The organism is Micromonospora sp. NPDC005215 (assembly GCF_040607915.1).
Taxonomy (GTDB): Bacteria; Actinomycetota; Actinomycetes; order Mycobacteriales; family Micromonosporaceae; genus Micromonospora.
Window position 1 is genome coordinate 113,725 of sequence record NZ_JBEXHQ010000013.1, and the last position, 13,184, is coordinate 126,908.

The following is a 13,184-nucleotide window of genomic DNA, read 5'->3' on the forward strand; positions in this document are numbered from 1 at the left end:
TCGACACGAGTTCCTTGACATCGGGCTATCCCGTCGAGCCGGATTCCGCGATATCAAGGAACTCGTGTGGATCATGCGAGCGGGGCTGTGGCCGGCGCCCCTACTCCGGGACGCGGCGGTAGGCGCCGTCGCTGGCCGAGGTGGCCATCGAGGCGTACGCGCGCAGTGCCGCCGACACCGGTCGCTGCCGATTGACCGGGGTGTACGGCTTGTCGCGCTTCTCCTCGGCCACCCGTCGCGCCTCCAACTCGTCGGCTGGCACGTTCAGCTCGATGGACCGGCCCGGGATGTCGATGACGATCTCGTCGCCCTCGCGGACCAGGGCGATCAGCCCACCGGAGGCCGCCTCGGGGGAGGCGTGGCCGATGGAGAGCCCGGAGGTGCCGCCGGAGAATCGGCCGTCGGTGAGTAGCGCGCAGGACCGGCCCAGCCCGCGGCCCTTCAGGAACGAGGTGGGGTAGAGCATCTCCTGCATGCCCGGCCCGCCCCGGGGGCCCTCGTACCGGATCACCACGACGTCGCCCGCGACGATCTCCTTGGCGAGGATCGCGGTCACGGCGTCGTCCTGTGACTCGTAGACCTTCGCCGGGCCACGGAAGGTCAGGCAGTCGTCCGGCACACCGGCGGTCTTCACCACACAGCCGTCCGGAGCCAGGTTGCCGTGCAGGATGGCCAGGCCGCCGTCCGCGGAGTAGGCGTGCGCGCGGTCCCGGATGCAGCCGCCGGCCGCGTCGGTGTCCAGCGACGACCACCGGTTGGTGGTGGAGAAGGGCTCGACGGTACGCACGCCACCGGGCGCCGCGTGGAACAGCTCGACCGCCTTCGGGATCGGCGAGCCGCCGCGCACGTCCCAGTCGGTCAGCCACTGGGCCAACGAGGGGGAGTGCACGGCGTGCACGTCCCGGTTGAGCTGCCCGGCCCGGTCCAGTTCGCCGAGCAGCGCGGGGATGCCGCCGGCCCGGTGCACGTCCTCCATGTGGTAATTCGGCGAGTTCGGCGCGACCTTCGCCAGGCAGGGCACCCGCCGGGAGATGGCGTCGATGTCGGTGACGCCGAAGTCCAGCTCGGCCTCGCGGGCCGCGGCGAGCAGGTGCAGCACCGTGTTGGTGGAGCCGCCCATCGCCACGTCCAGGGCGACCGCGTTCTCGAAGGCGGCCTTGGAGGCGACAGTGCGGGGCAGCACCGAGTCGTCGTCGCCGTCGTACCACCGCTTGGAGATCTCCACGACGGTGTGGCCGGCCTCGACGAAGAGGGACCGGCGCGCGGCGTGGGTGGCCAGCGTCGAGCCGTTGCCGGGCAGCGCCAGCCCGATCGCCTCGGTGAGGCAGTTCATCGAGTTGGCGGTGAACATGCCGGAGCACGAGCCGCAGGTCGGGCAGGCGGAGCGTTCGATCTCACCGAGCTGCTCGTCGGTGACCGACTCGTTCGAGGAGGCGATCATCGCGTCGATCAGGTCGATCTTGCTGTGCACCACGCCCTCGATCGCCATCGTCTTGCCGGCCTCCATCGGGCCACCTGAGACGAAGACGGTCGGGATGTTGAGCCGCAGCGCGGCCAGCAGCATCCCGGGGGTGATCTTGTCGCAGTTGGAGATGCAGACCAGGGCGTCCGCGCAGTGCGCGTTGACCATGTACTCCACCGCGTCGGCGATCAGCTCCCGGCTGGGCAGCGAGTAGAGCATGCCGCCGTGGCCCATCGCGATGCCGTCGTCGACCGCGATGGTGTTGAACTCCCGGCCCACCCCGCCGGCCTCGGCGACCGCGTCGGCGACCAGGCCACCCATGTCCTTGAGGTGTACGTGACCAGGCACGAACTGGGTGAAACTGTTGGCGATGGCGACGATCGGCTTACCGAAATCGTCGTCGGTCATCCCGGTGGCCCGCCAGAGGGCCCGGGCGCCGGCCATCGTCCGACCGTGTGTGGAGGTCCTCGACCGCAGCTCAGGCATACGTACCAGCATGACACCGTTGCCACGCCGACCCTCCCGCGTATGCGCCGTGTCCCAACAGATGCACACCCAGCCCCCCACGGCGTGCGCCGATCCGGCACTCTTGAGGGCGTGCAACTCCCCCCGGGCATGGTCGCTGTCGCGGGGCTCAGCGGGCTCGCCGCCGCTGTGGCCGCCGTGCTGCTGACCGTGGTCGCCTGGCGGCGCACCGGGCCGCGTCGACCGGCACACGTGCTGCTCGCGGCGGCTGCCGGGGTCGCCCTGCTCAGCCTGCTGGCCGGGGTGGTCGCCGCGCTCAACGCCAACCAGCACTGGGCCCACGAGCAGGGGCAGCGCACGGGCTGGGCGACCGCGGTGGCGATCGGCACGGCGGTGAGTGGGCTGGCCTTCGCCGCCGGTCTGCTCCGGCTGCCGGGGGTGGCCGCCACCGCGTCGGGCACGGCCCGGCTCGCCCTGGACGGGCTGGTCATGGCGGCGGCCCTGTGGTTCGTCGGCTGGGTGCTCTTCTCCGAGCCCACCCGACTGCTCGGCGCCGCCACCCCGACGGCCTGCCCGGCGATCCTGGTGGTCACGGTGAGTGCCGCGCTCGGTGCCGGGCTCGTCGTGATCGTCATCTTCCGGGCTGCCGCCCCACGTCGACGGCTCGCCACGCTGGGCGCCGGCATCAGTGCGGTCACCTGTGGCGGGATGGGCCTCAGCGCCGGGCTCTGCCAGACCGGGCCGACCATGGCGCTGACCGGCGCGGCGGTGCTCGCCGCCGGTCTGCTGACCGTCGCGCTCGCCGTGCACCGGGCCGACCGGCCGGGGCAGGTCGAGGTGGATCTGATCGGTCGCGACGGCGAGTACGCGATCGCCCCGATGGTCGCGATGGCCGCCTCGGCGATGTACCACCTCGCCCAGGACGGCCGCTTCACCGCGGCGGGCATCGTGGCCGGCAGCGTGGAGGGCTTCGCCCTGGTGGCGCGGCAATACCTCACCCTGCGCGACGTCCGGGGGTACGCGGGCCGCCTGGTCGAGCGGGAGGCGCACTTCCGCGAGCTGGCGCACACCGACCCGCTGACGTCGTTGGCCAACCGGCGCGGGCTGCTGCGCGCACTGCACGACAGCGCCGCGGCGGGCATTCCGTGCGTGCTGCTCGGTCTCGACCTGGACGGCTTCAAGAACGTCAACGACATGCGCGGCCACGACGTGGGTGACGCCGTGCTGGCCGAGGTGGGCCGGCGGCTGCGGGGCAACCTGCGCCCCGGCGACGTGGCCGCCCGGCTGGGCGGAGACGAGTTCGCCGTCCTCATGCAGGGCCGCCCGGCCGAGGCGGACCGCGTCGCCGAGCGGTTGCTCGGGGTGCTCAACCGGCCGTACGACGAGCCGGAGGGGCCGGTCTTCCTCTCGGTGAGCATCGGGGTGGCCGGGTGGGCCGGCGAGCCGGACGTGGAGCTGCTGCTGCGCCACGCCGACCTGGCGCTGCGCTACGCCAAGCAGCGCGGCAAGAACCGGATCGAACGCTACGACGCCGCCTACGACCAGCTGCTGCGCCGGCGTACGACGGTGGAGCACGAGCTGCGCGGCGCCATCGATCGTGACGAGCTGCGGTTGGCTTTCCAGCCGGTGGCGTCGCTGCCGTCGGTGCGGCCGGTCGGGGCCGAGGCGCTGCTGCGCTGGCACCACCCCGAGCTGGGCAACGTCGGTCCGGACGAGTTCATCCCGCTCGCCGAGGAGTGCGGCATGATCGCCCCGCTGGGTGCGTGGGTGCTGCACCAGGCCTGCTACCAGCTCTCCCGGTGGCTGGCGGACGGCCACGACGTCTGGGTGTCGGTAAACGTCTCCCCGCGCGAGCTGCACGCCCCGGAGTACGTGGTCCAGGTCGCCGAGGCGCTGCGCGCCCACCACGTGCCGCCGCAGCGGCTGGTGCTGGAGGTCACCGAGCACGCGGTCGCCACCGACCTGGACGAGCTGATCCGGCGGCTGACCGCCCTGCGGTTGACAGGTGTCCGGATCGCGCTTGACGACTTCGGGGCCGGCTACTCGTCGCTGGGGCAGTTGCGCCGGCTGCCGATCGACATTCTGAAGATCGACCACAGTCTGGTGGCCGAGCACGAGCCGGTTCGGCCGGTCGGCCAGGACGGTCCGGCGTTCGCCCCGATGGTCGACATCGTCATGCGGCTGGGCCACCAACTCGGGCTGGAGGTGATCGCCGAGGGGGTGACCACGCCTACCGAGTTGGCCGCGGTGGTGGCCGCCGGTTGCCGCTTCGGCCAGGGCGCGCTCTTCGGCTGGGGAGTGCCGGCCGAGCACCTGGAGGCGATGCTGGAGGCGGCCACCTCACCGGGTGCACGGCCCGCGCCGCTGCCCGCGCCACGCCGCGTTCCGGGCGGGTACGCGCAGGCCACCCCACCTGCCGGTGGCGAGTCCCCGGCCGACGCGCCGACGTCCGTTGACCAACATGTGGGAGCAGTTGACTCATCGCGTGAGATGCGTCAGGCTTAGCCGCATGTCGTCGTACCGGTCGCTGCGAGTACTTACCTGAGCGCACTCTCCTCCCTTGAGAGTGCGCTGGCCCCGTGCATCTGCACGAGGGCCGTTTTTATTGCCATCGGAACCTGGCGAGGCGGGCCCCGCCCGTGTCGCATCGCTTGACTAGCCACCAGCCACTCCAGCCGAAGGCCAGAACCGTCATGACGAGACCCACGCCCGAGACCCTCGCCCACTCCGCCCGCCGGGCCCGTGCGGCCGCCGACCCGAGCGTCGACGTCGACCCGGCCGTCGCACGTCCCGCGACCACCCCGGCCGTCCCGGCGGTACGGCCATCCGCGCCGGCCCAGGTCAACGGGGCCGGCTCGCTCGTGCGGTCCCTTGAGGCGCTCGACGTCGACGTCGTCTTCGGCATCCCGGGCGGCGCGATCCTGCCGGCGTACGACCCGCTCTACGACTCCTCCGTCCGGCACATCCTGGTGCGGCACGAGCAGGGCGCGGGGCACGCGGCGACCGGGTACGCGCAGGCCACCGGCAAGGTCGGCGTGTGCATCGCCACCTCCGGCCCGGGTGCGACGAACCTGGTCACCCCGATCGCGGACGCGTACATGGACTCGGTGGCGATGGTGGCGATCACCGGGCAGGTGGCCAGCCCGTCGATCGGCACCGACGCCTTCCAGGAGGCGGACATCCAGGGCATCACCCTGCCGATCACCAAGCACAACTTCCTCGTGCAGAACGCCGAGGAGATCCCGCAGGTGCTGGCCGAGGCGTTCCACCTGGCCAGCAGCGGTCGGCCCGGCCCGGTGCTCGTCGACATCCCCAAGGACGTGCTCCAGGCGCAGACCACCTTCTCCTGGCCGCCGACCCTGGACCTGCCCGGCTACCGGCCGACCCTGCACCCGCACGGCAAGCAGATCCGGGAGGCGGCGCGGCTGATGGCCGCCGCCCGCCGGCCGGTGCTCTACGTCGGCGGCGGTGTCCTCAAGGCCGGTGCCACGGACGGGCTGCGCCGGCTGGCCGAGCTGACCGGCATCCCGGTCGTCACCACGCTGATGGCGCTCGGCGCGTTCCCCGACTCGCATCAGCAGCACCTGGGCATGCCCGGCATGCACGGCACTGTCGCAGCGGTCTACGGCCTGCAGAAGGCGGATCTGATCATCGCGCTCGGCGCGCGGTTCGACGACCGGGTCACCGGCAAGCTGGACTCGTTCGCCCCGGACGCGACTGTGGTGCACGCGGACATCGACCCCGCGGAGATCGGCAAGAACCGGCACGTGGACGTGCCGATCGTCGGGGACGCCAAGCACGTCATCGACGAGCTGATCGGCGCGGTGACAGTCGAACGGTCAGCGGGGCGCAGCACCGATCTGGGCGACTGGTGGACGCAGCTGGACGACCTGCGCAACCGTTACCCGCTGGGCTACGACGAGCCGGCGGACGGCACGCTCTCCCCGCAGTACGTGATCAAGCGACTGGGCGAGATCGTCGGCCCGGACGCGATCTTCGTGGCCGGGGTGGGCCAGCACCAGATGTGGGCGTCCCAGTTCATCTCCTACGAGAAGCCGTACACCTGGTTGAATTCCGGCGGCCTCGGCACGATGGGTTACGCGGTGCCGGCGGCGATGGGCGCCAAGGTCGGCAAGCCGGACACGGTGGTCTGGGCGGTGGACGGTGACGGCTGCTTCCAGATGACCAACCAGGAGCTGGCCACCTGCGCGTTGGAGGGCATCCCGGTCAAGATCGCCGTGATCAACAACGGCAATCTCGGCATGGTCCGGCAGTGGCAGACACTGTTCTACAACGAGCGCTACTCCAACACCGACCTCGGTACCCACAAGCACCGCATCCCGGATTTCGTCAAGCTCGCCGAGGCGCTGGGCTGTATCGGGTTGCGCTGCGAGAACGCCGCCGACGTGGACAAGACCATCGCCGCCGCCATGGAGATCAACGACGCTCCGGTCGTGATCGACTTCGTGGTCGGCAAGGACGCGATGGTCTGGCCGATGGTCGCCGCCGGCACGAGCAACGACGAGATCATGTTCGCCCGCGGCGTCCGCCCGGTCTTCGACGAGGATGACATCTGATGACCATGCACACCCTGTCCGTGCTCGTGGAGAACAAGCCCGGCGTGCTCGCCCGGGTCTCCGGCCTGTTCTCCCGGCGCGGGTTCAACATCGACAGCCTCGCCGTCGGCGAGACCGAGAACCCGGACGTCTCGCGGATCACCATCGTGGTCAACGCCGAGTCGTCTCCGTTGGAGCAGGTCACCAAGCAGCTCAACAAGCTGGTCAACGTGCTCAAGATCGTTGAGCTGGATCCGCAGGTCTCGGTCGCCCGGGAGTTGCTGCTGGTGAAGGTCCGCGCCGACCGGTCCGCCCGGTCCCAGGTGCTGGAGACCGTCAACCTGTTCCGCGCCCGGGTGGTCGACGTCGCACCGGACACGCTGACCATCGAGGCCACCGGCACCCCGGACAAGCTCGACGCGCTACTCCGCGATCTTGAATCCTTCGGCATCAAGGAAATGGTCCAGTCCGGGCTGGTGGCGATCGGGCGCGGTTCGCGTTCGATCACCGCCGGGCCCGCGCTGCGGGCCGCCTGACCGCCACCGGTCGGCCCGGCCGGGCCGTACCCGAACCCATCCGCACAGACCACGACGGGCCGCCCCGGCCGTCGTACGAAAGGGAAGTTCTCATGACCGTTGAGGTGTACTACGACGACGATGCCGACCTCGGCCTGATCCAGGCAAAGAAGGTCGCGGTCATCGGCTACGGCAGCCAGGGCCACGCCCACGCGCTGTCGCTGCGTGACTCCGGCGTCGACGTGGTGATCGGTCTGCCGGAGGGCTCGAAGAGCCGCCCCAAGGCCGAGGAGCAGGGCTTCCGGGTGGTCACGCCGGCGCAGGCCTCCGCCGAGGCCGACGTGATCATGGTGCTCGCACCGGACACCGCCCAGCGCTCCATCTACACCGAGTCGATCGCCCCGAACCTCGCCCCGGGCAAGGCCATCTTCTTCGGCCACGGCTTCAACATCCGGTACGGCCTGATCAAGCCGCCGGCCGAGGTGGACGTGGCGATGGTCGCGCCGAAGGGCCCCGGCCACCTGGTCCGCCGCCAGTACGCCGACGGCAAGGGCGTGCCCTGTCTCGTCGCCGTCGAGCAGGACGCCAGCGGCAACGCTTTCGCCCTCGCCCTCGCGTACGCCAAGGGGATCGGCGGCACCCGCGCCGGCGCGATCAAGACCACCTTCACCGAGGAGACCGAGACCGACCTCTTCGGCGAGCAGGCGGTGCTCTGCGGCGGTGCCTCGGCGCTGGTGCAGACCGGTTTCGAGGTGCTCACCGAGGCGGGCTACGCCCCGGAGGTCGCCTACTTCGAGTGCCTGCACGAGCTGAAGCTGATCGTCGACCTCATGTACGAGGGCGGCATCGCGAAGATGCGCTACAGCATCTCCGACACCGCCGAGTACGGCGACCTCTCCCGTGGCTCGCGCATCATCGACTCCCGGGTCAAGGACGAGATGCGCAAGATCCTGGGCGAGATCCAGTCCGGCGAGTTCGCCCGCGAGTGGGTAGCCGAGGACGAGGCCGGTCGGCCCAACTTCACCAAGTGGCAGGCCGAGGGTGCGGCGCACCCGATCGAGGAGACCGGCAAGAAGCTGCGCGGCATGATGAGCTGGGTGGACCGCCCGATCACCGAGACCGCCTGACGCATCCTGCCCGCCGTCCCGAACGGCGGATGGTCTACCGACGGCCCCTGGGCCGGCGCTCTCCCCAGCGCCGCCCCGGGGCTGTCCGGCATGCGCCACCTGCCGAGGCGGCACCGCCCACGGGTCGAGATGAGCGGGCAAGATCCGCACAACATCAGGGATGTTGGCCCCTCAGATGCCTCCGAAGCAGCAGTTTCCCTGTTGTTGTGCGGGTCTTGGCGGGCGAGCGCGCCGGCGCCGGGCCGGGCGAGCGCGCCGGCGGCTGGCGGACACGGACGCGAGGGCACGCATCGACGTCTTGTGGCGGCGAGCGTGTCGGTGCGGTGAACGGCCGATGTCCGTCGCTCGACCGGGCGTGTGAGGGCCCTCACCCCGCCGACCGGAACACGCCGCCGAGCCAGGCCCCTACGATCGCGGGTAGGTGCAGCAGCCGGCACCTGACGGCCACGGCACGGATCAGCGCAGGGCGCAGTGCGGCGCCCGGCCGCCCGCGCCGATCGCAAACACGACCTCTACGAGGACCGATGAATCCTGTCGTACTGATCGCCGAAGAACTCGCCCCCGCCGCCATCGAGGTGCTCGCCCACGACTTCGACGTCCGGCACGTCGACGGCACCGACCGTCCGGCCCTGCTCTCGGCGCTCTCCGAGGCCGACGCCGTCATCGTGCGCAGCGCGACCCAGATCGACGCCGAGGCGGTCGCCGCCGCGCCGCGACTCAAGGTGGTCGCCCGGGCGGGCGTCGGGCTGGACAACGTCGAGGTGGCGGCCGCCACCGCGCGGGGCGTGATGGTCGTCAACGCGCCCACCTCCAACATCGTCTCCGCCGCCGAGCAGGCCGTCGCGCTGTTGCTCGCCGTCGCCCGGAACACCGCCAGCGCCAGTGCCGCGCTCAAGGCGGGGGAGTGGAAGCGGTCGAAGTACACAGGCGTCGAGGTGCAGGGCAAGACCGTCGGCGTGGTCGGGCTCGGTCGCATCGGGGTGCTCTTCGCGTCTCGCATCGCCGCGTTCGGCACCCGGCTGATCGCGTACGACCCGTACATCCAGCCGGCCCGTGCGGCGCAGCTCGGCGTCCGCCTGGTCGGGCTGGAGGAGCTGCTGCGGGAGAGCGACTTCATCTCCATCCACCTGCCGAAGACGCCGGAGACGGTGGGCCTGATCGGTGAGAAGGAGCTGGCGATCGTCAAGCCCGGCGTTCGCATCGTCAACGCCGCCCGTGGTGGCCTCGTCGACGAGCAGGCGCTCGCGAACGCCATCGCCGAGGGCCGGGTCGCCGGTGCCGGTGTCGACGTGTACAGCAAGGAGCCGTGCACCTCCTCGCCGCTGTTCGCCTTCGACAACGTGGTGGCCACTCCGCACCTGGGCGCCTCCACCAACGAGGCGCAGGACAAGGCCGGTCTCGCCGTGGCGAAGAGCGTCAAGCTCGCGTTGCAGGGCGAGTTCGTGCCGGACGCGGTCAACGTGCAGGCCGGCGGCGTGGTCGCCGAGGACGTGCGCCCGCTGCTGCCGCTGGCCGAGAAGCTCGGTCGGGCGTTCACCGCTGTCGCCGGCGTCGTCGCCGCGAGCGTCACCGTCGAGGTTCGCGGCGAGATCGTCGCGCACGACGTGTCGGTGCTCAAGCTCGCCGCGACGAAGGGCCTGTTCAGCTCGGTCGTCGAGGAGCAGGTCACCTACGTCAACGCGCCGCACCTGGCCGCGGAGCGGGGCGTCGAGGTCACCCTGGCGACCCTGGCCGAGACGGCCGAGCAGCCCACCCTGGTCACCGTACGCGGCGCGCTGCCGGACGGCCGGACGGTCAGTGTCTCCGGCACTGTCACCCACTCGGGTGCCCGCGACGTGCTCAAGCTGACCGAGGTGGACGGCTTCGACGTGGAGATCGGCGCGGAGGGCATCCTGCTCTTCCTGCGCTACGCCGACCGTCCCGGTGTCGTCGGCACGGTCGGCACCCTGCTCGGCAAGTCGGGCATCAACATCGCGGCCATGCAGGTGGCTCGGCGCGAGGCGGGCGGCGAGACGCTGATGACGCTCACCGTCGACCAGGCGCTCGGCGCCGACCTGCTCACCTCGGCCGCCGAGTCGATCGGCGCCACCGCGGCCAGCGCCGCCGACCTGCGCGACGAGTAGTAGCCGAGAAGCACCGCGGGGGGCCTGGCGATGCGCCGGGCCCCTCGTCATGTCCTGTCCGTGCCGCCGGTCGGGTCAGCCGGGCAGTCGAGCCGGGGGCGGGTAGACCGAGCCGTCCTGCGGGTCGAAGAGCATCAGCCCGTGCTCGCCGGCCAGCCGCTCGATGTCCAGTAGCACCTGGTCCGCGCAGGTCGGGTGCAGGTTCAGCTCGACATGGTCGTGGGCGGCGTGCAGTGGTGCCACCGCCCACGGGCTGTTCGCGCCGGGGTGACGGTCCGGATAGGAGGCGGTGATCGCCCGGTAGAAGCTGACCACCCGCGGATCCGGGTAACGGTCCACGTGTCGCCCCTGCCGGCAACCGTCGACCGCTGTCCGCACGTCCTCGGGCGTCGCCCCGTCCGCCAGGGCCCACACGCTCAGATCGAAACTCACGGCGGATAGCGTGCCATCCGCCGTTCACCATGTCGAAACTGCCTGGCCGCCGGTCAACCATTGGACCCGCAAGCTCCCGTCACGACGGTCCGGTGTAGAGACTCTTGCGTCGAGTTGCGTCGATTCGCTAGCGTACGCACTGCGGTCACTGGCCGAGTTCGAGGCGCCGGCCCGTCTTCGGGTGGCGCGGTCGGCATCCGGCGCGACCGGTCCGCACCCCTCGATTGTGCGAGCCACGCGCACTCGTCGCTGATCGGCCCCCACGGTCGTTGCCGAGAGCGTGGGGGCCGATCGCAAAGCTCAGCGTCGGTGGGCGAAGAGCGCCCGATAGTCGGAGTTGCCCCGAAACCACGCCAGGCCGGTCGGGCCGGCGGCGTAGAGCGCGGTGGCGTACGCGTCGGCGACCGTCAGGTCGGGGCCCACGACCGTGGCGGCGACGAGCTGGTCGGCCGGTTCGCCGGTGTGCGGGTCCACCACGTGCCCCCGCCGCCCGGTCACCCCGGAGGTGCCGACCGCGCCGGCGGTCATCTCCAGCACCAGTGGTGCGCGCTCGGGTGCGGTGGGGTGGTGCACAGCGACCCGCCAGGGCCCACCGTGCGGCGCGTGGCCGCGGACGACGAGGTCGGCTCCGGCGAGTACGGCGTAGTCGTGGATGCCGGCGGCACGAAGCCTCTCGGCGGCCCGTTCCACCGCCCAGCCACCGAGCAGGCCGCCCGGGTCGAAACCGCCGGGCACCGCCCAGGCGTCGAACCACCCGTCGGTGGCCGCGCGCATGGCCGCGCAGCGGTCCACCAGGTCGGCGAGCGGGGCGTACGAGTCGGGGCTGATCTCACCCCGACGCAGCCGGGAGACCAGGCTCTCCGGCCGGTTGGGGCCGTAGGTGAGGTCGATGGCGCGCAGCTCCGCGACGCTGTCCCGCAAAGCCTCGCCCACGCCCCGGCGGCCGAGCCACTCGGGGGCGTTGAGGAGGAGGGTGTATTCGGCGGTCGCGGTGCGTACGGTGTGCTGCACCGCGATCCGGCCGTCGGTGGCGCCGCTTCGGTCGATCCGCTGCCGGCGGCTGCCGAGTCGAAGGTCGGGCCGACGGTTGTGGAACGCCGACGGGTCCGGCCAGCGGGTCCGCGGCTGCTCGTCGATGCGCATCGCATCTGCCCCCTCGCACTCCGTGCCGCGTCGTCGCGACCCAGCGGTCAGCAGGCCCCCGTGGCCCGCTGACCACCACCGTAGGCAGCGGACATGACCGCCTCATGAGTTCCCGCTGTGAGGCTGCTGTGCATCGGAATATCCCAACTATTGGACACCGCGTACCGGGAAGCGGGACGGCGACGTACCGTTGCCCGGACGAAACCGTTGAGCAGAGGAGTGCGGTCGTGGCGCGGATCGCGGTGGTGGCCGGAGACGGCATCGGGCCCGAGGTGGTCGCGCAGGCCCGCAAGGTCCTCGACGCGGTGTTGCCCGACGTGCAGGCCACCGAGTACGACCTCGGCGCGGCCCGCTGGCACCGTACCGGAGAGGTGCTGCCCGACTCGGTGCTTACCGAGTTGGCCGGGCACGACGCGATCCTGCTCGGCGCGGTCGGTGATCCGACGGTTCCGCCGGGCGTGCTGGAGCGAGGGCTGCTGCTCAAGCTCCGGTTCGCCTTCGACCAGTACGTCAACCTGCGCCCGTCCCGGCTCTGGCCCGGGGTCACCGGCCCGCTGGGCAGTGTGAAGCCGGGCGAGGTCGACCTCGTGGTCGTCCGCGAGGGCACCGAGGGCCTCTACGCCGGGGCCGGTGGTTCGCTGCACCGGGACACCCCCGCCGAGGTCGCCACGGAGGAGAGCCTGAACACCCGGCACGGTGTGGAGCGGGTGATCCGGGACGCGTTCGCGCGCGCCGCCCGCCGCGAGCGGCGCAAGGTCACCCTGGTGCACAAGACCAACGTGCTCACCCACGCCGGGTCGCTCTGGTCGCGCACCTTCGACGCGGTCGCCGCCGAGCACCCGGACATCGCCACCGAGTACCAGCACGTCGACGCCGCCGCGATGTTCCTTGTCACCCAGCCGCAGCGCTACGACGTGGTGGTCACCGACAACCTCTTCGGCGACATCCTCACCGACATCGCCGCCGCCGTCACCGGTGGGATCGGGCTGGCCGCCAGTGGCTGCATCAACCCCGAGGGGGCGTACCCCTCGATGTTCGAGCCGGTACACGGCTCGGCGCCGGACATCGCCGGGCGGGGCATCGCCGACCCGGTAGCCGCCGTGCTCTCCGCGGCGCTGCTGCTGGAGCAGCTCGGGCACACCGAGTCCGCGGCCCGGGTCAACGCGGCGGTCGCCGCCGAGCTGGCCAGTCGTACTCCGGGCGTGACGCTGCGTACCGAAGAGGTCGGCGACCGTCTCGCCGCCCACGCCGTAGCCTGACCCCCCGGCCCCACCAGCGACCGGCCCAGCATCGGCTCGGCCGGGCCGCACTGTCCCGCCCGAGCGGCGCTACCCGCTGAACGACCGTTCGGGGTAGGTTTT

General features: G+C 71.6%; 9 protein-coding genes. 6 read left to right on the plus strand and 3 right to left on the minus strand.

Annotated elements, in window-relative coordinates; translation table 11 throughout:
• Nucleotides 1-100: 100 nt before the first annotated feature.
• Nucleotides 101-1,948, minus strand: coding sequence for a dihydroxy-acid dehydratase (gene ilvD / locus ABZU25_RS13135; protein ID WP_355029554.1), 1,848 nt, complete (start codon nt 1,946-1,948; stop codon nt 101-103).
• 111 nt (nt 1,949-2,059) lie between these two features.
• Here ilvD and ABZU25_RS13140 point away from each other — a divergent pair, with 111 nt between their 5' ends.
• From ABZU25_RS13140 to serA, 5 genes are all read left to right on the plus strand, one after another.
• Nucleotides 2,060-4,432 (plus strand): bifunctional diguanylate cyclase/phosphodiesterase, encoded by a 2,373-nt coding sequence (locus tag ABZU25_RS13140; protein ID WP_355029555.1) that lies wholly within the window; start codon nt 2,060-2,062, stop codon nt 4,430-4,432.
• Nucleotides 4,433-4,620: 188 nt separating this feature from the next.
• The gene (locus ABZU25_RS13145) at nt 4,621-6,504 is read left to right on the plus strand and encodes an acetolactate synthase large subunit (protein ID WP_355029556.1); all 1,884 of its coding nucleotides are present in this window, start codon (nt 4,621-4,623) and stop codon (nt 6,502-6,504) included.
• Nucleotides 6,504-7,019 carry an acetolactate synthase small subunit gene (gene ilvN / locus ABZU25_RS13150; RefSeq protein ID WP_124815780.1) on the plus strand — a complete coding sequence of 172 codons (516 nt, stop codon included), beginning with the start codon at nt 6,504-6,506 and terminating at the stop codon, nt 7,017-7,019. The genes ABZU25_RS13145 and ilvN overlap by 1 nt, the downstream gene beginning before the upstream one ends.
• A 92-nt stretch (nt 7,020-7,111) precedes the next feature.
• Nucleotides 7,112-8,125, plus strand: a complete 1,014-nt coding sequence (gene ilvC, locus ABZU25_RS13155; RefSeq protein ID WP_355029557.1) for a ketol-acid reductoisomerase — start codon at nt 7,112-7,114, stop codon at nt 8,123-8,125.
• A gap of 524 nt (nt 8,126-8,649) precedes the next feature.
• On the plus strand, nt 8,650-10,248 hold the full coding sequence (gene serA / locus ABZU25_RS13160; RefSeq protein WP_355029558.1) for a phosphoglycerate dehydrogenase: 1,599 nt from the start codon (nt 8,650-8,652) through the stop codon (nt 10,246-10,248).
• 75 nt (nt 10,249-10,323) lie between these two features.
• On the opposite strand, the gene ABZU25_RS13165 is transcribed toward serA, so the two are convergent.
• Together ABZU25_RS13165 and ABZU25_RS13170 are read right to left on the minus strand one after the other, a co-directional pair.
• Nucleotides 10,324-10,680: a hypothetical protein gene (locus ABZU25_RS13165; RefSeq protein ID WP_355029559.1), complete on the minus strand. Its 357-nt coding sequence runs from the start codon at nt 10,678-10,680 to the stop codon at nt 10,324-10,326.
• Between the two features lie 300 nt (nt 10,681-10,980).
• Nucleotides 10,981-11,823 carry an FAD:protein FMN transferase gene (locus tag ABZU25_RS13170; protein ID WP_355029560.1) on the minus strand — a complete coding sequence of 281 codons (843 nt, stop codon included), beginning with the start codon at nt 11,821-11,823 and terminating at the stop codon, nt 10,981-10,983.
• Nucleotides 11,824-12,050: 227 nt separating this feature from the next.
• Here ABZU25_RS13170 and ABZU25_RS13175 point away from each other — a divergent pair, with 227 nt between their 5' ends.
• Nucleotides 12,051-13,082: a 3-isopropylmalate dehydrogenase gene (locus tag ABZU25_RS13175; protein ID WP_355029561.1), complete on the plus strand. Its 1,032-nt coding sequence runs from the start codon at nt 12,051-12,053 to the stop codon at nt 13,080-13,082.
• The last annotated feature ends 102 nt before the right edge of the window (nt 13,083-13,184 follow it).